Origin of the sequence: Pseudomonas sp. WS 5410 (assembly GCF_012985645.1) — a bacterium.
GTDB classification, from domain to species: domain Bacteria; phylum Pseudomonadota; class Gammaproteobacteria; order Pseudomonadales; family Pseudomonadaceae; genus Aquipseudomonas; species Aquipseudomonas shahriarae.
On the sequence record NZ_JAAQWS010000006.1, the window covers coordinates 242,234 to 262,898 of the forward strand.

The 20,665-nt window shown below is 61.8% G+C and carries 19 protein-coding genes; 10 read left to right on the forward strand and 9 right to left on the reverse strand.

Annotated features, from left to right (window positions below; translation table 11 throughout):
* Window positions 1–2: 2 nt before the first annotated feature.
* Window positions 3–1,241 (reverse strand): methionine gamma-lyase, encoded by a 1,239-nt coding sequence (locus HBO24_RS11830; RefSeq protein WP_115128595.1) that lies wholly within the window; start codon window positions 1,239–1,241, stop codon window positions 3–5.
* A gap of 123 nt (window positions 1,242–1,364) precedes the next feature.
* Here HBO24_RS11830 and HBO24_RS11835 point away from each other — a divergent pair, with 123 nt between their 5' ends.
* Window positions 1,365–1,835, forward strand: a complete 471-nt coding sequence (locus tag HBO24_RS11835) for an Lrp/AsnC family transcriptional regulator (protein WP_032863716.1) — start codon at window positions 1,365–1,367, stop codon at window positions 1,833–1,835.
* Here the strand turns inward: HBO24_RS11835 and HBO24_RS11840 are convergent.
* Window positions 1,801–2,340 (reverse strand): hypothetical protein, encoded by a 540-nt coding sequence (locus HBO24_RS11840; protein WP_169960177.1) that lies wholly within the window; start codon window positions 2,338–2,340, stop codon window positions 1,801–1,803. The genes HBO24_RS11835 and HBO24_RS11840 overlap by 35 nt on opposite strands.
* Between HBO24_RS11840 and HBO24_RS11845 the strand changes: the two genes are divergently transcribed.
* Window positions 2,320–2,838, forward strand: a complete 519-nt coding sequence (locus tag HBO24_RS11845; protein ID WP_170059769.1) for a M10 family metallopeptidase C-terminal domain-containing protein — start codon at window positions 2,320–2,322, stop codon at window positions 2,836–2,838. The genes HBO24_RS11840 and HBO24_RS11845 overlap by 21 nt on opposite strands.
* 3 nt (window positions 2,839–2,841) lie before the next feature.
* On the opposite strand, the gene HBO24_RS11850 is transcribed toward HBO24_RS11845, so the two are convergent.
* Window positions 2,842–3,501, reverse strand: coding sequence for a histidine phosphatase family protein (locus tag HBO24_RS11850; RefSeq protein WP_222933242.1), 660 nt, complete (start codon window positions 3,499–3,501; stop codon window positions 2,842–2,844).
* Window positions 3,502–3,784: 283 nt separating this feature from the next.
* On the opposite strand from HBO24_RS11850, the gene HBO24_RS11855 reads away from it, so the two are divergent.
* Window positions 3,785–5,248, forward strand: a complete 1,464-nt coding sequence (locus HBO24_RS11855) for a hypothetical protein (protein WP_170059753.1) — start codon at window positions 3,785–3,787, stop codon at window positions 5,246–5,248.
* Window positions 5,249–5,287: 39 nt separating this feature from the next.
* Here HBO24_RS11855 and HBO24_RS11860 read toward each other — a convergent pair whose 3' ends face one another.
* Window positions 5,288–6,370: an SMP-30/gluconolactonase/LRE family protein gene (locus HBO24_RS11860; RefSeq protein ID WP_170059754.1), complete on the reverse strand. Its 1,083-nt coding sequence runs from the start codon at window positions 6,368–6,370 to the stop codon at window positions 5,288–5,290.
* Window positions 6,367–7,053, reverse strand: coding sequence for a sterol desaturase family protein (locus HBO24_RS11865; protein ID WP_170059755.1), 687 nt, complete (start codon window positions 7,051–7,053; stop codon window positions 6,367–6,369). Before HBO24_RS11865 ends, HBO24_RS11860 begins: the two co-directional genes overlap by 4 nt.
* A 286-nt stretch (window positions 7,054–7,339) precedes the next feature.
* Between HBO24_RS11865 and HBO24_RS11870 the strand changes: the two genes are divergently transcribed.
* The 6 genes from HBO24_RS11870 (at window position 7,340) to HBO24_RS11895 (ending at window position 14,274) form a co-directional block, all read left to right on the forward strand.
* Window positions 7,340–8,254, forward strand: a complete 915-nt coding sequence (locus HBO24_RS11870; RefSeq protein ID WP_057444288.1) for a substrate-binding domain-containing protein — start codon at window positions 7,340–7,342, stop codon at window positions 8,252–8,254.
* Window positions 8,255–8,317: 63 nt separating this feature from the next.
* Complete coding sequence (locus HBO24_RS11875) at window positions 8,318–9,826, forward strand: sugar ABC transporter ATP-binding protein (protein ID WP_170059756.1); 1,509 nt, start codon at window positions 8,318–8,320, stop codon at window positions 9,824–9,826.
* Window positions 9,792–10,784, forward strand: a complete 993-nt coding sequence (locus HBO24_RS11880; protein WP_057960111.1) for a ribose ABC transporter permease — start codon at window positions 9,792–9,794, stop codon at window positions 10,782–10,784. The genes HBO24_RS11875 and HBO24_RS11880 overlap by 35 nt, the downstream gene beginning before the upstream one ends.
* A 72-nt stretch (window positions 10,785–10,856) precedes the next feature.
* The gene (locus HBO24_RS11885) at window positions 10,857–11,936 is read left to right on the forward strand and encodes an alcohol dehydrogenase catalytic domain-containing protein (RefSeq protein ID WP_057441625.1); all 1,080 of its coding nucleotides are present in this window, start codon (window positions 10,857–10,859) and stop codon (window positions 11,934–11,936) included.
* 2 nt (window positions 11,937–11,938) lie between these two features.
* Window positions 11,939–13,471: an FGGY-family carbohydrate kinase gene (locus HBO24_RS11890; RefSeq protein ID WP_170059757.1), complete on the forward strand. Its 1,533-nt coding sequence runs from the start codon at window positions 11,939–11,941 to the stop codon at window positions 13,469–13,471.
* A 77-nt stretch (window positions 13,472–13,548) separates the two neighbouring features.
* Window positions 13,549–14,274, forward strand: coding sequence for an SDR family oxidoreductase (locus HBO24_RS11895; RefSeq protein ID WP_128593331.1), 726 nt, complete (start codon window positions 13,549–13,551; stop codon window positions 14,272–14,274).
* On the opposite strand, the gene HBO24_RS11900 is transcribed toward HBO24_RS11895, so the two are convergent.
* Window positions 14,271–15,275, reverse strand: coding sequence for a LacI family DNA-binding transcriptional regulator (locus HBO24_RS11900; RefSeq protein WP_057441621.1), 1,005 nt, complete (start codon window positions 15,273–15,275; stop codon window positions 14,271–14,273). The genes HBO24_RS11895 and HBO24_RS11900 overlap by 4 nt on opposite strands.
* A 50-nt stretch (window positions 15,276–15,325) precedes the next feature.
* Window positions 15,326–16,189 (reverse strand): LysR family transcriptional regulator, encoded by an 864-nt coding sequence (locus HBO24_RS11905; protein ID WP_057960108.1) that lies wholly within the window; start codon window positions 16,187–16,189, stop codon window positions 15,326–15,328.
* A 232-nt stretch (window positions 16,190–16,421) separates the two neighbouring features.
* Here HBO24_RS11905 and HBO24_RS11910 point away from each other — a divergent pair, with 232 nt between their 5' ends.
* Window positions 16,422–17,930 carry a M10 family metallopeptidase C-terminal domain-containing protein gene (locus tag HBO24_RS11910; protein WP_057960107.1) on the forward strand — a complete coding sequence of 503 codons (1,509 nt, stop codon included), beginning with the start codon at window positions 16,422–16,424 and terminating at the stop codon, window positions 17,928–17,930.
* Between the two features lie 56 nt (window positions 17,931–17,986).
* Here HBO24_RS11910 and HBO24_RS11915 read toward each other — a convergent pair whose 3' ends face one another.
* Together HBO24_RS11915 and HBO24_RS11920 are read right to left on the reverse strand one after the other, a co-directional pair.
* Window positions 17,987–19,390: an amidase gene (locus tag HBO24_RS11915; RefSeq protein WP_170059758.1), complete on the reverse strand. Its 1,404-nt coding sequence runs from the start codon at window positions 19,388–19,390 to the stop codon at window positions 17,987–17,989.
* Complete coding sequence (locus HBO24_RS11920; RefSeq protein WP_170059759.1) at window positions 19,387–20,661, reverse strand: Zn-dependent hydrolase; 1,275 nt, start codon at window positions 20,659–20,661, stop codon at window positions 19,387–19,389. The genes HBO24_RS11915 and HBO24_RS11920 overlap by 4 nt, the downstream gene beginning before the upstream one ends.
* Window positions 20,662–20,665: the final 4 nt, after the last annotated feature.

Sequence of the window (20,665 nt, forward strand, 5' to 3'; positions counted from 1 at the left end):
TTCTACGCGGAATGCGTCGCCGGTTTGCTCGCCGGTGCGCGTTTGACGCAATGCGCCAGCGCCTGCTCGATATCCGCCAGCAGGTCTGCGATATCCTCCAGCCCCACCGATAAGCGCACCAGTCCCTCGGCAATCCCGTGCTGGGCACGTTCCTCCGGGGTGTAGGTGGAGTGGGTCATGCTGGCCGGGTGCTGGGCCAGGGATTCGGCGTCGCCCAGGCTCACTGCGCGGCTGAACAGCTTGAGCGCGTTCATGAAGCGTTTGCCGGTGGCGATGCCGCCCTTGAGTTCAAAGGCAATCATGCCGCCCGACAGTTTCATCTGACGTGCTGCCAACTCGTATTGCGGGAAGGAGCGCAGGCCGGGGTAGGTCACCGACTCGACTGCCGGGTGGGCCTGCAAGGCCTCGGCCACGGCCTGGGCATTGCTGCAATGGCGATCCATGCGCAGGGCCAGGGTCTTGAGGCCGCGCATCAATAGAAAGGCGTCCTGGGGCGACAGTACGGCCCCGGTCAGGTCCTTCAAGCCCTGCAGGCGAATGCGCTGCGCCAGGTCATGGCGGCTGACGGCGATCCCGGCAGTGATATCGCCATGCCCGCTGAGGTACTTGGTGGCCGAATGCACCACCACATCCGCGCCCAGTTCCAGCGGGCGTTGCAGGTACGGGGTGCAGTAGGTGTTATCAACCACCATGGTCACGTTGGCTTGCTGGTGAGCGATCTTGGCCACGGCGGCAATGTCGATCAATTGCAGGTTGGGGTTGGCCGGGGTTTCGCAGTAGATCATGCGGGTCGCGGGGGAGAGTGCGGCGCGCAGGGCGTCGAGGTCTGCCAGGTCGACATGGCGCACCTTGATGCCGAACTCACCAATGCCATGGTGCAGCAGGGCGAAAGTACAGCCGTACAGGGTCTGGCTGACGATCACCTCATCGCCGGGGCGTAATAGGGTCCAGAAGGTCGCCGCAATCGCGCCCATGCCGGAACTGAATGCCACTGCGGCCTCGCCGCCCTCCAGGGTGGCCATGCGTGATTCCAGCAGCGCCAGGGTCGGGTTGGAAATGCGCGTGTAGAAGTGCCCGCTTTCTTCACCGGCAAAACACCCTGCGCCGTATTCGGCGGTCGGGAAGGCAAAGGTCGCCGACAGATAGATCGGCGGCACCAGGGCACCGTGATGGTCTTGCGCATCGTAGCCGTAGTGAATGGCACGGGTAGAAAAGCCGAATGTGTTGTGTTTATTGTGCATGTCGGACACTCCTTATTTCCTACAATGCTATGCTCATAACCGAGGCAGAACGTTGCCTACTTTGCCGAGAAAAGCCTGTGGCGAAGGATGAAATCCCATAAAAATAACAACTTGAGGCAAGACATGCCCAGCAGCCTGGACCGTACCGACAAAGCCCTGCTCAACGCCCTGCAAGGCAACGCTCGCCTGACCGTCGCCGAACTGGCCGAGCGCGTGTCCCTGACCACCTCGCCCTGCTGGCGAAGGGTCAAGAACCTGGAAGACAGCGGCGTGATCAGCGGCTACCAGGCGATCCTTTCGCCCAAAGCCCTGGGCTACGGGGTTACGGCCTTTGTCAGCATCATGATGGATACCCATTCCAAGGAAATCGCCCGGGCGTTTGAACAGCGGTTGCTGGACATCCCGGAAATCGTCGCCTGCCATAACGTGTCCGGCCGCTATGATTTTTTACTGGAAGTGGTGGCCAGGGACCTGGAGTCCTTCGGCGAATTTGCCCGTGAGGTGTTGCAGACATTGCCGTGTGTGAAGGAAATCTACTCGAGCTTTTCCTACAAGTCGGTCAGGCCGTTGCGGGTGATTCCGTTGCCGGGGTGATGAGGCGCTCATGGGCATTGCGCAAGGCCGTGGTGCTTTCCTGCCGGCTTAAGAGATAAATAGTATTTCTTGCTCCGCTGTGACCCTTCAAGCCCATACGGTACTGCCGGATGCTAAAGGGCAGGGGGGCGATGTCTGGTTTGTAAGCAATGATAAAGATATGTCCTTGCCCAAAGCCCAGCTTGGTGATGCCGGTCGCCATACGATCATCCATGAACTGGGCCACGCAATGGGGCTTACGCACCCCGGCAACTACAACGGCATTCTCGATCGTTCGAAGATCGACTCCCATGAAGACTCTCAAAGCCATAGCGTCATGAGCTATAGGGGCGAACGCACGACCTATGCCAATCATGGGGGCTTTCGGGCGTCGGCTCCCCAGCTCGACGATATTTACGCTTACCAATCCAAATATGGCGTCAATCACCAGACCCGCTAAGACGACACCACGTATGGCTTCAATTCCAATACCGGTCGTGACTTCCTGAGCGTCAATACCAAGCACGACAAAATGGTCGCCGCCATTTGGGACGGTGGCGGCAATGACACGCTTGACTTCTCGGGCTACAGCCAAGACCAGAAAATCAGTCTTGAAGAGGGTACGTTTTCCGATGTGGATGGCCTAAAAGGCAACGTTTCCATTGCTTATGGCGCCACTATCGAGAATGCCAAGGGTGGGACAGGCAACGATTGGCTGGTGGGCAACGCCGCGAATAACGAACTGCGCGGTGGCGATGGCAACGACTCCAGCGCCACGGCACCGGACCGGATCCAGGACTTTGTCAGCGGCGAGGACAAGGTTGACGTGTCAGGTATCAGGGCGCAGCTGGGTGATAAACCGTTGCAGTTTGTCAGCCGTTTTACCGGGGTGAGCGGTGAAGCCATCGTCGCCTATGACCGACAGTCGAACATGAGCACGTTGCAGATTTCGGGAAAACCCAGCCAGCCGGCCTTTGTCCTGGAGGTGCAGGGAGAACTGCAGCGCAGCGATATCGTGAGCTGATCGCTAAAGGTGTCCAAGGGCGGTGGGCCAGTCCTGGCTGTTCAGTACACCCAGCACCTTGAGCTTGCCATGCGCATTGATTTTAACGAACAGTGAGCTGCCATATTCGGCGCCATCAGCGTGGGGGTAACCCAGCACCCGCTCCAGGTCACCGATGCATTCGCTGTGGGTGACCAGCAACAGGTTGCGCCCAGGGCGTTTGCGTACCGGCAGATCGTGGGCGAGGGCCGTGCCACATAAGGTCAAGCGGTCGGGCAATATCTGGGCATCGCCGAACATGAGTCGCGAGGTTTGCACGGTACGCGTGGTAGGGCTGCTCACCACATCGCTGTGGGACATGCCCAGGGTGTGGAACGCGCTACCCACGGCGACGGCCGAGACACCGCCGGGGCGGCTCAAGCCATCCGCAGCGCCCAGGCAGGGGTTGCCAGAGCGGTCGCAGCGTTCTTCATGGCGTACCAGCACGATCAGGTCGCCACTGCGCCAGGCCGCCAAGGCCCCCGAAGTGACCAGGCGATTGTCGATTCCCAGGTTCGGCGGCGTGGTTGGCCAGAGCATTGCGCCCATCACCACCAGGCACAGGGCGATGAGCGCAACGAAGCGCAGCCATAACTGCTTGAAGGTTTTCGCCCGGCCCTCATCCGGGCAATTTATGTCAACCACACTCTTCACCCTGACACCTGAGATACAGCCGTTTGTGTTGCTGGGCAATTTAGGGGGCAGGGCGTGGTCGGCCAGTGAAAGCGATGTGAAAAAATTGCCTGGGTGGCGAGGGATAAGTCCCTCGCAACAAGGTCGGTTTCTCCTACAGCACTGATCACATCCTCCTTACATCTATTTGAAAAAATACTGTACAGATATACAGTATTATCCTACAGTCCATCCCAGGTGAACGGATTTCACCGCGCACCGACGCCACAATTTTTTAACTATGGATGGATAAAAAATGAAATCGAAAAAAGCCTTTATGCTGGGCGCGGCCATGGCGGCCTCCTGCTTCGTTTCGGCCTTTGCCCTGGCCGAACAATACCCTTCGCAAGCCCCAGCCAAACTGTCCGCCCAGGCAGTCAAGCAAGCGGTCGACCAGGTGCTTAAAGTGGGGGGCAAGGTCCAGTCGTCGAAATTGTCGGTCGAACTCAAGCAAAAACTCAAGGCGGCCAAGGCAGCCAAACCCAAGGCCCCGGCGAGCAAAGCCGCAGCCAGCGCTGCGCCCTTTGAGGCGGTGATCGGCGAGTTGCAAAAGCCGCAGCAGGATCAACTGCAAGGCGCAGCGATCGCGGCTTTTACCCCACAGTTCCCGACCCTGGATATCAACACCCTGTACACCCTCACCGGGGTAGAGACCGGGGCCGAAATCGCCTATCACTTCAACCTGCCGAAAAACGCTCGCATTCAGGTCCAACTGCTGAACCAGAGCGCCGGTACCGATATGTCGTTGAGCCTGTTCCATGACGATGGCCAGGGCAACCTGACGCTGCTGGGCACCTCTGATAACGCAGACAGCGCTGATGAATACCTCAACGGCGTGATGCCTGCCGGCGATTACTACTGGTACATGGTGGCCAAAGCCGCGAGCAATTCGCAGTTCAGTTTTGGCGTGGCGGTGGACAGCAATATCGACGCCTTCGAGCCCAACGACACCGCGCAAACCGCGTTCGCCCTGCCGGATGCCCTGAACCAGGTGACCGGCAACCTCGACAGCGTCAACGATGTCGATTACTTCGACTTCACCACGCTGCGCGGCCAGGGTGTGGGCATGTTCCTTGGCGATGACGGCGAGGGCACCCGCGACCAGTGGATCTTCGAGCGCTTCGATGGCAACAATTGGGTGGTGATCCAGCCAAACAACACCTCCACCTACCCCAACCTCACGCCTGGCTACACCGTCAAGGTTCGGGTGCGGGCCAACCCGGCAGTGGCGCTCAACCCGCAGGCGCGATACCTCTTGTCTTTTGGCTCGGCGCCGCGACTGAACCAGAGCAATGTGAATGGCGATAACGTGGTGCGCATTCCCAGTTCGATCATGCAACTGGCCACCCAGGCTGCCCGTAGCCTGAGCTGGAGCACCCAATGGTCGGACAGCACCGGTGAGCCGTTGCGGGGTGTGACCCCGGTGCTGCGGGTCGACAAGCGTTTCGATAACACCATCAACTACCACTGGGTCAACTACGAGGCCAAGACCGGTATCACCGGCGCGGCCTCCGGCAATGTCGACCTGGGCACCTGCTCCGGCGATCTCAATGCGGTCTACCCGGACAGCTCGTCCGGCCAGACTTACAACTGGCGGACCTGGTTCAACATGGGCGGCTGGCGCATCGAGCTCAAAGAGTTCCCCGGTGTTGGCGTGGGCGGCAACATCACGCAGTACGTAAGCCTGGGGCATATCTGCAGCCAGACCATCGTGCGCTAACCGAAAACGGCTTGCCGGCGATCGCCGGCAAGTCGGCTTCTACAGCGCCAGTTTCAGTGGCAAGCGGGCCATGCTGGTGTTCTTCAGCGAGCCCAGGTACAGCCAGTCGCCATGCTCGCGCGCCGTGGTCACCGGCGAATAGTTGCCGGCACTGCCATCCTGCAAATTAGCGATCACCTGGCCATGCACGTCCAACCCCAGCACAAAGGCTTTGCGCTCCACGGGCTTGGGCAGCACCAGCAGCGCACGGACCACCATCTTGCGGACCGCCGGGTAACCGGCCAAGCCATCAAGCAGCGGGTTACGCGGTGAATACAGGGCTACCCAGAACCGATCCCGGCCGTTGAAGGTGAGGTTGTCCGGCAACCCTGGCAGGTTGTCGATAAACAGGTCATGGGTGCCCGCCTTGTCGCCCTTGAGCCAATAGCGACTGATGCGATAGGCCCCGGTCTCATTGACCAGCACATAGGCCTCATCCGGCCCCAGCGCCACGCCGTTGGCAAATTGCAGTTGATCGAGCAACACCTCGGTCCGGCCGTTGCTGAAGTCATAGCGCAACAAGCGGCCATCGCCACCATGCTCGATCACCGCCTCACCATCCTGGCCATAGCCCCAGCGGCTCGACGCGTCGCTGAAGTAGGCGTAGTGCCCGGCCGCATCCACCGTCACATCATCGGTAAAGCCGAAGGGCAGGCCATTGGCGCTGGTCGTCAGGCTGGCCAGTTTGCGCTGGTCGTCCAGTGCCAGCAGGCCTTTGATCCCGTCGGCAATGATCAGCCGCCCGTCCGGGTGTTGCGCCAGGCCCAGCGGCCGCCCCCCGGTATGGGCCAGCACCTCCAGGGTCTGGCTGTCGGGTGCGGTGCGGATGATCCGCCCGTCATGCAGGCCGGTGATCAGAAAACCCTTGGCATCCACCAGCAACGCTTCAGGCCCGTCGATGCCCTGGGCACCGATACGCTGGACGTCCTTCAGGCGCTGGTTTTCGCTGTAGGGCCCATCCTTCAGCGAGGGGGCCTTGGGTGGTGTCCAGTTGACCGGTTGCACCTGGGTGGGCATCAGCAGCAGGAAGGCCACGACGACGATCAATACCAGGAGCAGCAAGTGGCGGATTTTTTGATTCATGGTGTGTCCCGAGGGGCTTTGGAGGGGGGCGTGACCGGCTCCCAGTGCAACGTGCCGAACAGATAGTCCATCAGCGGCAGCACAATGTTGAAGTTGCGCCCTTGCATCAACTCACGGCGGTGGTGCAACGCATGGAGCTGGTGCATGTGCCGGATCCACGGCAGGCGTGCCAGGGGATGGTCGGAGGGCAGATGTTCACAGGCATGGAAGGTTTCGTAGAGCAGGTAACCGAGGATCATACACCCGGCGAACAACCCCGCCACGTTGGGGTTTAACTGCTTGAGCAGCCACCAGGCGGGGAGGGTGATGGCCAGGCTGTGGACAACGATCAGCCAGGCGGGAAACAGGATCACCCGCCAGTCTCTGGGGCTGTCGTAGGTCATATGGCCAGGGGTGAAAAAACTGTGGTGATCGCCGGTGTGGCGTGCATAGAACAGCTTGGCGACAGCGTGTTTGTGATGGCCCAGGTGGCGGTGGACGAGGTAGATGCACAGGTTGAAGAACACCAGGGTCAGGGGGATGGTCAGCCATTCCCAGGCCTGAATGTGCTGGGTGCTGCCCCAGGCCAGGAGGATGCAGGACAAACCGTAGAGCATTACAAAACCGGCATGCAGCCACGGGTTATAGCGTGGGTGGACAGCGGCACGGTAGCGTTCGCGAAAGGCCTCGGTGGGATGGGTCATGGCGTCGCTCGTTGTATTTTTTGTTGGTGAGTGAGCTTAGTCCGGCCTGAGGATTTTGCGAGCTGAGCTAGCCCCTGTGGGCGCTGGCTTGTCGGGTCGCCGCATCGCTGCGATCGCGCCAGTAAGAACACCTCGGGTGTGCGCCTTAACGACCCACGCGAGCATGCCCACACCCACAAGGGATATCGCAAGGGGCTTGCACCCACCTCATTTCCTTGCTAGCTTCTGGCAAAATGTTAACGATAACATTTGCTCTAAAAATAAAAACAAAACAGAGAACCACGCCATGAAAATGCTTCGCAAAACCCTGTGTTTGTTGGCTTTAAGCATCTCCACCGTCGCCCTGGCCGACACCAAGCCTGCCCCCATGCGCATCGGCGCTTCCTTCCAGGAAATCAACAACCCGTACTTCGTCACCATGAAAGACGCCCTGCAAGAAGCGGCGGCGACCATCGGTGCGCAATTGATCATCACCGATGCCCGCCACGACGTGTCCAAGCAGGTCAGTGACGTGGAAGACATGCTGCAAAAGGGCATCGACATCCTGCTGATCAACCCCACGGATTCGGTCGGCGTGCAGTCCGCCGTCAAATCGGCCCACGCCGCGGGTGTGGTGGTGGTTGCAGTGGATGCCCAGGCCGAGGGGCCGCTGGATTCCTTCGTCGGCTCGAAAAACTTCGACGCCGGCTTCCAGGCCTGTGAATACCTGGCCAAGAGCATCGGCGACCAAGGCAATATCGCGATCCTCGACGGCATCGCCGTGGTACCGATCCTCGAGCGCGTGCGCGGTTGCAAGGAAGCCGTGGCCAAGCACCCGCAGATCAAGATCGTCAGCATCCAGAACGGCAAGCAGGAACGTGACCAGGCGCTGAGCGTGACCGAAAACATGCTCCAGGCCCAACCCACCCTCAAGGGTATTTTCAGCGTCAATGACAACGGCTCCCTCGGCGCACTGTCGGCCATCGAGGCCAGCGGCATGGACGTCAAGCTGGTCAGCGTCGATGGCGCACCGGAAGCGATCAAGGCCATCCTCAAGCCAGGCAGCAAGTTTATTGCCACCTCGGCGCAGTACCCCCGCGACCAGATCCGCCTGGCCCTGGGCATCGCCCTGGCGAAGAAGTGGGGCTCCCATGTCCCCGCCAGTATCCCGGTGGACATCGCCCTGATCGACCAGGCCAAGGCCAAGGATTTCAGCTGGTAAACCGTCCATGCCCCACGTCAATCGTGGGGCACAGGGCATCCTTCTGAACGAGAGGTCGGTGGTATGAGCAGTCTTTTGCAACTGGAAAATATCTGTAAGCGCTACCCCGGGGTGCAAGCCCTCAAGTCCATCAACCTGCAAGTGGAACGCGGCGAGATTCATGCCTTGCTCGGGGAAAATGGCGCGGGCAAATCGACCCTGATGAAAATCCTCGGCGGCGTCGAGCACCAGGATGAAGGGCGCATTCTGATTGACGGGCAGGCCCGGCACTTTGCGACGTATCGCGATGCGATTGCCGCCGGTATCGGCATTGTCTTCCAGGAGTTCAGCCTGATTCCCGACCTCACGGCCGTGGAGAATATTTTCCTCGGCCATGAGCTGAACAACCGCTTCGGCCTGCTGCGCAAGCGCGATATGCATGAGGCGTCCCAGGCATTGTTTCAGCGCCTGGGGGTGAGCATCGACATGCAATGCCCGGTGCGGCGCCTGAGCGTGGCCGAGCAGCAGTTTGTCGAAATCGCCAAGGCCCTGGCCCTGGAGGCGCGGCTGCTGGTGCTCGATGAGCCCACCGCGACCCTGACGCCGAGCGAGGCCGAACTGCTGTTCGAGATCATGCGCGAACTCAAGCGCCAGGGCGTGGCGGTGATTTTTATCTCGCACCATCTGGAGGAGATTTTCCAGGTGTGCGACCGCATCAGCGTGTTGCGCGACGGCGGCAATGCCGGCGTCACCGACGTGGCCGACAGCGATATTGACCGCCTGGTGGAGATGATGGTGGGCCGCAAGCTGGAATGCAGTTTTCCCGCCAAACCCACCGCCGCGCGCGGGCCGCTGCTGCTGGAGGTCAGGGATATCCAGTTGCAGCGCAATGGCCCCCACAACCAGTTCCACCTGCACCAGGGCGAAATCCTCGGCTTTGCCGGGCTGGTCGGTTCGGGCCGTACCGAGCTGGCACTGGGGATGATGGGCGCACTGCCGTCGGTGACCAAGGATGTGTGGTTGCGCGGCGCCAAAATCAGCCTCGACGACCCGGCCCAGGCGTTGGCCCACGGCATCGGCCTGCTGCCGGAAAGTCGCAAGAGCGAAGGCCTGATCACCGATTTCAGCATTCGCGAAAACATCTCCATCAACAACCTGCACAAGTACCAGGGCGCCAGCGGCCTGATCGACAAGGGCAAGGAGTGCGCCAGTGTCGAAGCGTTGATGCAGCAACTGTCGATCAAGGCGCCGAGCGGCGAAAGCCGGGTGTTCAACCTGAGCGGCGGCAACCAGCAGAAAGTGGTGATTGCTCGTTGGATCAACCATCACTGCGATGTGCTGGTGTTCGATGAACCAACCCGTGGCATCGACGTCGGCGCCAAGGCACAGATCTACGCGCTGATGCGCAAGCTCACCGAGCAAGGCTACGCAATCATCATGATTTCCTCCGAACTGCCGGAAATCATCGGCATGTGCGACCGCGTCGCCGTGTTCCACAAGGGCGCCATCGTCAAGGTACTGGAAGCGTCCGCCGTCAACCCACAAGAGGTCATGCGCCATGCAACAGGGGGCTCAAGTGAATACGTCCATTAACCGCGCAGGTACCCAGGGGTTACGGCTGAACCTGGCACGACTGGTGCGCTCGCCGGCGTTCTATCCGTTTATCGGGCTGCTGGTGGTCACGGCGGTGATGATTGTGGCCAGCGACAACTTCCTCACCGCCAGCAACCTGTCCAATATCGGCCGCCAGGTGTCGATCAACGCGATCATCGCGGTGGGCATGACCTGCGTGATCCTCACCGGTGGTATCGACTTGTCGGTGGGGCCGGTGATGGCCTTGTCCGGCACCCTGACCGCCGGGCTGATGGTCGCGGGCCTGCCGCCGGGCCTGGCGATTGGCGCGGGCCTGTTGATCGGCGTGGCCTTTGGTATCGGTAACGGGCTGTTCGTGGCGTACCTGCATATGCCTCCGATCATCGTCACCCTGGCGACCATGGGCATCGCCCGGGGTTTTGGCCTGATGTACACCGATGGCTATCCGATTTCCGGGCTGCCGGAGTGGTTTGGTTTCTTTGGCCGTCAAAGCCTGCTGGGCATCCAGGTGCCGATCCTGATCATGCTGGTCACCTACCTGGTGGCCTACGTGCTGCTGCAACACACACGCATCGGCCGCTACATCTACGCCATCGGTGGCAACGAAGAGGCGGTGCGCCTGTCCGGGGTGCGCGCGGCGCGCTTCAAGTTGCTGGTGTATGGCATCAGCGGCCTGACCGCAGCGATTGCCGGGCTGGTGTTGACCTCGCGCCTGATGAGTGGCCAACCCAACGCCGGCATCGGTTTCGAGCTGGATGCGATTGCCGCGGTGGTCCTGGGCGGCGCCTCGATTGCCGGTGGGCGCGGGGTGATTGTCGGCACCTTGCTCGGCGCCATGCTGTTGGGCGTGTTGAACAACGGCCTGAACATGCTCGGGGTCTCGCCCTATGTGCAGAGCGTGATCAAGGGCGCAATTATTTTGCTGGCGATCTTTATCAGCCGTCAGCGCCACAAGTAAAAAAACCAGCACCTCGACGCGGCCGCCGTGGCCGCGACGGGCTCTCTCATCTTCAATAAAGGTCAGTACATCATGGAAAAGCACAGCCAAATGCAAGCCGTCGTCTGCCACGGCCCGAAAGACTACCGCCTGGAGCGCATCAGCAAACCCCTGGCGCGGCCCAATGAACTGGTGATCCGCATTGCCGCCTGCGGGATCTGCGCCAGTGACTGCAAATGCCACTCGGGCGCGGCGATGTTCTGGGGTGGCGACAACCCGTGGGTCAAGGCGCCGGTGGTGCCGGGGCACGAGTTTTTCGGTTACGTGGAGCAAGTGGGCGAGGGCGCCGAGGAGCACTTTGAGGTCAAGGTCGGCGACAAGGTCATCGCCGAGCAGATCGTGCCCTGTGGCAAGTGCCGCTTCTGCAAGTCCGGCAAGTACTGGATGTGCGAAGTGCACAACATTTTCGGCTTCCAGCGCGAAGTGGCCGAAGGCGGCATGGCCCAGTACATGCGCATCCCCAAGACCGCCATCGTGCACAAGATTCCCGAGTCGGTGTCCCTGGAGGATTCGGCGTTGATCGAGCCCATGGCCTGCGCGATCCATACGGTCAACCGTGGCGACCTGCAACTCGATGACGTGGTGGTGATTGCCGGTGCCGGCACCCTGGGCCTGTGCATGGTCCAGGTGGCTGCGCTGAAGACCCCGAAAAAACTGGTGGTGATCGACATGGTCGACGAGCGCCTGGAGCTGGCGAAAAAATACGGCGCCGATGTGGTGATCAACCCGGCCCGTGACAACGCCCGTGCGATCATCAATGGCCTGACCGACAACTACGGCTGCGACGTGTATATCGAGACCACTGGCGTGCCGGCCGGCGTGACCCAGGGCCTGGATTTAATCCGCAAGCTGGGGCGGTTTGTCGAGTTCAGCGTGTTCGGCGCCGAGACCAGTGCCGACTGGTCAATCATCGGTGACCGCAAGGAACTGGACGTACGCGGCGCACACCTGGGGCCGTATTGCTACCCGGTGGCCATTGACCTGTTCGAGCGCGGCCTGGTGACGTCCAAGGGCATCGTCACCCACGACTTCCCCCTGGATAACTGGGCCGAAGCGTTCGACCTGGCCAACTCGGTGAAGTCGATCAAGGTGCTGCTCAAGCCGGGGCAATAAGTATGAAATACGTGATTGGCGTGGACATTGGCACCCAAAGCACCAAGGCGCTGTTGGTGGATGGTGAGGGGCGGATCATTGCCCAGCACAGCCAGGGCTATCGCGTGGACACGCCAAAAGTGCGCTGGGCCGAGCAGTGGCCGCAGGTCTGGCTGGACGCGGTGGAGGCCTGTGTGGCCGGTTGCATGGGCAAGGCCGGGGTCGTCAAAGAGCAGGTCAAGGCGCTGTGCATCAGCAGCCAGTACGGCGGCTCGGGGATAGCCGTGGATGCGCAGATCAAGCCGCTGCACCCGTGCCTGATCTGGATGGACCGCCGCGCCGGCGAGCAGGTGGCCTGGGTCCGCGAGCAGGTTGACCTGGAGCGCCTGTTCGCGGTCACCGGCAACTCCCTGGACAGCTACTACGGCTTCACCAAGATGCTCTGGCTCAAGCAGCACCAGCCTGAAGTCTGGGCCAACACCCGCTACCTGCTGCCGCCCAACAGCTATATCAATTACTGCCTGACCGGTGAGGTGGCGGTGGATCACAGCAGCGCCGGCAATATCGGCGGGGTCTATGATGTGGCCGCGCGCGGCTGGTCCGTCGAGATGCTGGCGGCGCTGGATATCCCGTTGGCAATGATGCCCGAGCGCTTGCTGTATTCGGGCGAAGTGGTGGGCGGTTTGCTGCCGGAATGGGCCCGGCGCCTGGGCCTGGCGCCGGGCATGCCGGTGCTGGCCGGTGGCGTCGATGCGGCGATGGCGACCCTGGCGGCCGGCGTCACCCGGCCGGGCAACCACGTGGCGATGATCGGCACCAGCATGTGCTGGGGCTACCTCAACCAGCAGGTGGATGCCCGCCATGGTCTGGTGAGCATGCCCCATGTCTATAACGGCCAGCAGGACCTGTACATCTTTGGCGGCGCGATTACTGCCGGTGCCTCGGTAAGCTGGTTTCGCGAGCAGTTCTGCCAGGCCGAGGAGCAACAGGCCCAGGCCACCGGCCAAGACAGCCTATGGCTGCTGGAACAGCGCGCGCGCGAGATCCCGGCGGGCAGTGAAGGGCTGTTGTTTTTGCCCTACCTGATGGGCGAGCGCAGCCCGGTGTGGGATGACCAGGCCAGCGGCAGCTTTGTCGGCCTGAACCTGTATCACAGCCGTATCCACCTGTACCGCGCGGTGCTCGAAGGTGTGAGTTTTGCCCTGCGGCACAATATCGAGGCGGGCATGCGCGGTGCCCATTCCCTGGACCCACGGTTAATCGTGGTGGGCGGCGCGAGCCATTCGGATTTGTGGATGCAGATTATCGCGGATGTCACCCGCTACCCGGTGTACACCATCGTCCAGGAAGTGGAGGCGGCGCTGGGCGCAGCGTTGTTGGCGGCGCACACGGTGGGGCTGGTGGATAAGGCGCAAATGGACAAAGGCTGGGTGCAGTTGCAGCTGCGGGCCGAGCCGGGGGCTGAAAATGTGCAGGCATACGACCGCGCTTTTGCCGACTACCTGAGGCTGTATCCGGCACTCAAACCGATCATGCACAGCCTGCAAATGAGTTAAGTGAACACAGACCAAGATTTGGGAGCAGGCAAACCAGCTCCCACAGGGGTTCTCCATTGCATTCGAGACCGTCATCCATGACCACCACCTTCGATTTCAGCCACCAGCGCATCCTTGTTACCGGCGCCACCAGCGGTATTGGCCGGGAAATCGCCCTGCAACTGATCGCCAGCGGCGCCCAGGTCTTTGCTATCGGCCGCGATGCCCACGCCCTGTCCCAATTGGGTTGTGCAACCCTGTGCCTGGACATCGCCAACAGCGCCGCCCTGGACCTGGCCCTCAAGGACTTGCCGCCCATGCACGGCCTGGTCAATTGCGCCGGGATCTCGCGCCTGGAACCGGCAGCGGCGATCAGCAGCGCCGCCTTCGACCACGTGATGAACGTCAACGCCCGCGCCGCCGCGCAAGTCGCCAGCCGGGTGGCGGCGGCGATGATCGCGGCAGGTATCGCCGGCAGTATCGTCAACGTTTCCAGCCAGGCCTCGTTGGTGGCGCTGGAGGATCACCTCGGTTATTGCGCGTCCAAGGCTGCCCTGGATGCGATCACCCGTGTGCAATGTGCCGAATGGGGACGTTTCGGGATCCGCGTCAACAGCGTCAACCCTACCGTGACCCTCACGCCGATGGCGCAACAGGCCTGGTCCGACCCGGCCAAACGCGACCCGGCCCTGGCGGCGATTCCCCTGGGGCGTTTTGCGCAGCCCCGGGAAGTGGCGTTGCCGGTGCTGTTCCTGTTGAGTGAGGCCGCGAGCATGATCAGTGGGGTCAGCCTGCCGATTGATGGCGGCTACACCAGCCGCTAGCCGTTCTCCAGCTTGCCGGCGATCACCACCTTGTCCCGGGGTTTGTGCGGGTCTTGCAGGCGGTCGAGCAACAGGCGCACTGCACTGCTGCCGGCCAGCGACGCATCGTGGGCCACGCAGGCAATCGGCACGCCGAAGATATCGGCAAACGGCAGGCGGTCGATGCCGCAGATGGTCAGGCTGTCGTGGGGGATATTGTGCATGCGCAAGGCGCGCAGGGCGCCGAGGGTGATCAACTGGTTGAAACCCATGATCGCCTCCGGCGCGGGGTGCGCGGCCAGGTAGTCGAGGGTGTGCAGGTAGGAGGGCATCAAGGTGTAGTCGCCGGCGCACACTTCGACCTGCACCTGGGGATGCTCGGCGAGCACTTCGCGCAGGCCCTTGAGGCGCTCCACGGTGATGCGTGAATGCTGCGGCCCGGTCAGTACCAGCAGGCGCTTGAGCGCCGGGTTCTGGCGCAACAGGTACTGCGCGGCCTCGATCCCGCTGTGGTAGTTGTCCAGCACCACGCGGCTGAACGGGCTGTCGTGGATCGTGCGGTCGAGCAGCACCACCGGGGTCTTGCCGTTGCCCAGGCGCTCCAGGTAATCGGGCTGGTAGTCGGGCTCGTCGGAGACCGGCGACAGGATAATCCCCGCCACGCGATAACCCAGCAGGGTATCCACGGCCTTGCTTTCCAATTCTTCCAGCTCGTCGGTGTCCACCAGCATGATGGTGTAGCCGTGCTTTTTCGCCTCGCGGGAAATCGCCTTGATCATTTCGCTGTAGAACGGGTTGTCCACCGACGCGGTGATCACCCCGATGATCAGGCTTTCGCTGCGCTTGAGCCCGCGAGCAAAGGCGTTGGGCACATAATCCAGCTCGCGCGCCACCTCAAGGATCCGCGCCAGGGTGGCGGGCTTGACCAGGTCAGGTTTGCTCAACGCCCGCGACACCGTGATGGTGGTCATATTGACGCGTTTGGCGATGTCGCTGATGGTGACGGATTTTTTCTTGTTCATCGGCAGGTGGGACCAGGAGAAAACATCAGGAGGCTACCATGGGCATCGGTTCAAAGCACCGGATCCCAACGCTGTGACCAATCGCTCTCGGCCTTGACCACCCCGCGCAGCAGCACCAGGGCCTGCTGCAGGATCGCCGAATCACGCTCACGCGAGTACACCAGGTAGGTCGGGAAACTGAACTCCGGGGCCTTGGGCACGCGCTCCATCACGCCGCTCTCGAGATAGCTCTGCACCACCCGCGTGCGGAAATAGCCGCTGCCACCGTTCTCCAGGATGTACTGCAAGGCCAACGGCCCCAGGTTGAAACTCACAGCCGCGCGGGCCTTGTCCGGCAGGGCGGCGTCGTGTTGCTGGCGAAAGCCCGCGCCCCAGTCGATATACACATAGGGATCGGGGCGGGCGGCCAGGCGCACCAGGATCAGTTTTTCCTCCAGTACCTGCTCCACTTGCAACCCCGGCCAGTACTGCGGCTGGAACACCAGCGCCGCATCCAGCACCCCCAGTTCCAGCTGGCGCAACAGGTACTCCCCGTCACGCACTTCGGTGCGCAGCGCATGGCTGGGGATGTGTTCGCGCAGGGCCTTGGCCCAACCGAGGATCAGCGGGTTGCACAGGCTGACTTCGCCGCCGATATGCAACACATTGCGATAGCCCTCGGGTAACGGCAGGTCGCGGCGTGCGGCTTCCCAGGTTTGCACCAGTTGATTGGCGTACACCACGAATGCCTCGCCATCGGCCGTCAACCGCGCCCCGGCGCGGTTGCGCACAAACAGGGTGCTGTCGAGCTGGCTTTCGAGCTTCTGCACCCGGGCGGTGATGGCGGTCTGGGTAACGTGCAGTTTCTCGGCGGCTGCGGCCAGGCTGCCGCAACGGGTGATTTCCAGGAAAGTGCGTGCCAGTTCGATGTCCATGTCGGCTCCGAGGCAGGAGCGAGCGTGCTCGCGAAAAGTGTCAACGATACCACGCACCTCTTCGATGAGTGCGTTGCTCCAGGGCTCAGCGCGTGCGCCTGGGCTCACGCTTTCCTTAAGAAAAGGCCTATGTCTGCTCGCTGTGTGCAGGGCTAGTTTGGGATGTGCCCAGGCGGGCTCGTCCCCCGGCATTTCTCACCACATCACTGCACCAGTGAAAAGGAGACGCAACATGTCGACTTCAACAACGTTTAACCTTTCTCCCTTTGCCAGCAATACCGTGACTCACTTGGATCGTGTCCTTCACCACGATCAACGCGGTGGCGAACGCACAATCAACGGCAAACCTTCATATACCGTCGAGCAGGCCGCCGATGAGATAACCCGTGACAACTCCCGTTGGCACGATACCAATGGCGATGGAAAAACTGATGTCACCTACCAGTTTCGAACGACGGCCGGGCCGTTTTTTCGGGCATTGGGCCTGAGTGGGTTCAGTGAGTTCAATCAGGCCCAGAAGGATTCAGCGCGGCAGGCCATGGACCAATGGTCGGATGTGGCGAATGTGCGCTTCACCGAACAGGGTCAGGGAGCGGTGAGTGAGGGCAATATCAACTTTGGAAACTTCAATGAAAGCGCTGACGGCAAAAACGCTTTCGCGACGACGCTGCCTTCTGAAGCGACACAGCGATATCTGGCGGCAAACCCGCGTCTTCCACGGTTCGGTGCAGCCTCTGAAATATGGCTGGCCGGATCGGATGAGGTCCATACAGCCCCCAGCCATTCCAACGACGGGCACAGAACCACCGCCCACGAACTGGGGCATGCCCTGGGGTTGTCGCACCCGTTCAGAAGCCTTCCTACAGGTTCGAGTTACGCGACGGCTACCTACGCGGAGGACACCAGCGGGCATAGCATCATGAGCTACTGGAGTGAGCAGCATACTGGCCAGTCCTTCGTAAAAAACGGCATCAACTACCAGCCCTCTACACCGATGGTGGATGACATGGCCGCCATCCAGAAACTCTACGGGGCGAACCACGAAACCCGGACGGGCGATACCACCTATGGCTTCAACTCCAATGCCGACCGTGAGGCTTATCGTTTGAGTTCATCCAGAGACGCTCCGGTGTTTACAGTCTGGGACGGTGGTGGTGTAGACACGCTGGATTTTTCTGGGTTTAGCGATAATCAGGTGATCAATCTCAACGAGGGCGCACCGTCGGATGTCGGCGGGATGAAAAAGAATGTATTCATTGCCAAGGGCACGACCATCGAAAACGCCAAGGGTGGGGCGGGAAACGATATTTTTATCAGCAACCTTACCCAGAACATATTGACTGGCGGCGGTGGCAGGAACTCCTACCTGTTCTTGAATGCGCAGCAATCGACACCGCAGAGTCCTGATCGAATCACCGACTTCGTGTCGGGCAAGGACAAGATCGACGTGTCCAACCTGCGGGCGACGGGGCCAGAGGCTACTTATGTGGATGAGCGTGACGTTTCAGTGGTTGATGAAGCGCTGCATGGAGTTGAATCAGCGCCGAGGCGTGACATTGCGGAAAAACCCATGAGGTTCGTCAGCCGGTTTACCGGTGAAGGTCGACAGGCCATTTTGGAATACGACGCTCAAGCCCATCAGTCCACGCTGCAGATTGACCTGAACGGTGATCGTCGCGCCGACTTCCTGCTCAAGATTGATAGTGAGCAGCCTTTGAAGGGCTCCGATATCAAAGCCTAATCCCGCAGCAACCTGTAGTCGGAGCCGGTCAGCCGGCTCCTGCAGGTGATCGCGTTTCAGGTGGGCGTATGCGGTGCTTGCAAATGCTGGGTCGGGAACGCCCTGGCATACGCCTGGCATACCCGCAGCACCTGTTCATCGGCAAACCGCGCACCCACCACATGCAAGCCCACCGGCAAACCATTGGCCGCCAGCCCGCACGGCACCGAGGCCGCCGGTTGCTGGGTGAGGTTGAACGGATAGCTGAAAGGCGTCCACTCCATCCACTCGCCCAGCCCGGAGCCCGGTGGCACGTTATGCCCGGCGTCAAAGGCGGTGATTGGCAGCATCGGCGAGACCAGTAGGTCGTAGTGCTCATGGAACGCCGCCATGCGCGCCACCAATGCCGCCCGGGCCTCCAGGGCGGCGCTGAAGTCGGCCAGGCCGAGGCGTTCGCCCTGTTGCGCAATGCGCAGCAGACCAGGGTCGAGCAGCTCGCACTGGGCGTCGGTCAACTGCCCGGTCAGGCGCGCCGCGCCGGCACACCACAGGGTACTGAACACCTCCAGCGGATCGCTGAAGCCCGGGTCGATCTGTTCGACATGCGCCCCCAGTTGCACCAGGCCCGCGACCGCTTGGGCGACCACCTTGGCCACCTGCGGATCGACGTCCACGTAACCAAAATCCGGGCTGTAGGCGATGCGCAGGCCCTTGAGGTCCGTGCCCGGCGTGAGCCATGGCGTGCTGCGCGGCGCGCCGATCAGGCCGTCCCGGGCATCTGGTTGGGCCACGGTTTGCAGCATCAGCACTGCATCTTCCACGGTGCGGGTCATCGGCCCCAGGTGCGAGAGGATCGTCATCGAGCTGGCCGGCCATTGCGGCACGTAACCAAAGGTCGGCTTGATCCCGAAGGTGCCGGTAAAGGCGCAGGGAATGCGGATCGAGCCGCCAGCATCGCTGCCCTGGTGCAACACGCCAAGGTTCAGCGCCGCCGCTGCACCCGCGCCGCCGGACGAACCACCGGCTGTGGTGCGCGTGTCCCAGGGGTTGCGGGTGATGCCGTACAGCGGGTTGTCGGTGACGCCTTTCCAGCCGAATTCCGGGGTGGTGGTCTTGCCCAGCAACACCGCGCCGGCCTTGCGCATAAACGCCGAAAACGGCGCGTCAACGTCCCACGGCCCGGTGGCGGAGGAGGTGCGTGAGCCCTTGCGTGTGGGCATGCCTGCCGTCAGGGTCAAGTCCTTGATCGACGCCGGCACCCCGTCCAATGCCCCGCAGGGCGCGCCCTTGAACCAGCGTTGCTCCGAAGCCCGTGCGGCGTTCAAGGCGCCCTCGGGGTCGACATGGCAGTACGCGTTGACCACCGGGTTGTAGCGCTCGATGCGCAGCAGAGTGTCTTCGGTCACTTCCACCGGCGACAGGCTCTTATCCCGGTAGCGTGCCAGCAGTTCTACAGCCGTCAGGTTGGCGATCTGCGTCATGCTGCTTCACCTCCCTGTTGCGCGGCATTGACCATGGCCCGCAGCAGCACCGCGCAGCCGGCGGCCAAATCATCCGGCGCGGCGTTTTCGATTTCGTTGTGGCTGATACCGCCTTCGCAAGGCACAAAAATCATCCCGGCCGGGCCCAGTTCAGCGACAAAAATTGCGTCGTGCCCGGCGCCGCTGACAATGTCCATGTGGCTCAGGCCCAGTACCTGGGCGGCATCGCGCACGGCGTTGACGCAGGTCGGGTGAAAGTCCAGCGGCGGGAAGTCGGCGGTGGGCGTCAACTCATAGCTCAAGCCATGCTGCTTGGCTGTGGCTTCGATCACTTCACGCACTTCATCGACCATGGCCTGCAGCTTGTCGGCATGCAGGTGGCGCAGGTCGATGGTCATCTGCACTTGGCCGGGAATCACGTTGCGCGAGCCCGGATGCAGGGTCAGGCAGCCGACCGTGCCACAGGCGTGGGGTTGCTGTTGATGGGCAATGCGGTTGACCGCACTGACCACCTGCGCGGCACCCACCAGGGCGTCCTTGCGCAGGCGCATGGGCGTGGGGCCGGCGTGGGCCTCGACGCCGGTGAAGGTCAGGTCGAACCACTTCTGGCCCAGGCAGCCCATGACCACGCCGAGGGTGATGGCCTGATCTTCGAGGACCGGGCCCTGTTCGATATGCGCCTCGAAGTAGGCACCCACCGGGTGCCCGAGCACCGCACGCGGGCCGGCGTAGCCGATGCGCTGCAGCTCGGCGCCCACCGACAGACCTTGCTCATCCTGCTTGTCGAGGGTTTCCTGCAGGTCGAATTTGCCGGCAAACACTCCCGAGCCCATCATGCACGGCGGGAAGCGTGAGCCTTCCTCGTTGGTCCATACCACCACTTCAATCGGTGCTTCGGTTTCCACGCCCAAGTCATTCAAGGTGCGGATCACTTCCAGGCCGGCCATCACCCCATAGCATCCATCGAACTTGCCGCCGGTGGGCTGGGTGTCGATATGGCTGCCGGTCATCACCGGTGGCAGGTTGGGGTTACGCCCGGCGCGGCGGGCAAAGATATTGCCGATCGCATCCACGCTGACGCTGCACCCGGCCGCTGTGCACCACTGCACAAACAGGTCGCGGGCCTGGCGGTCGAGGTCGGTCAGGGCCAGGCGGCATACGCCGCCCTTGGCCGTGGCGCCGAGTTGGGCCAGGTCCATCAAGGATTGCCACAGGCGGTCGCGGTTGATCAGCGGGGTGTTGCTCTGGAGCGGTTGCGCAAAACTATTCATCAGC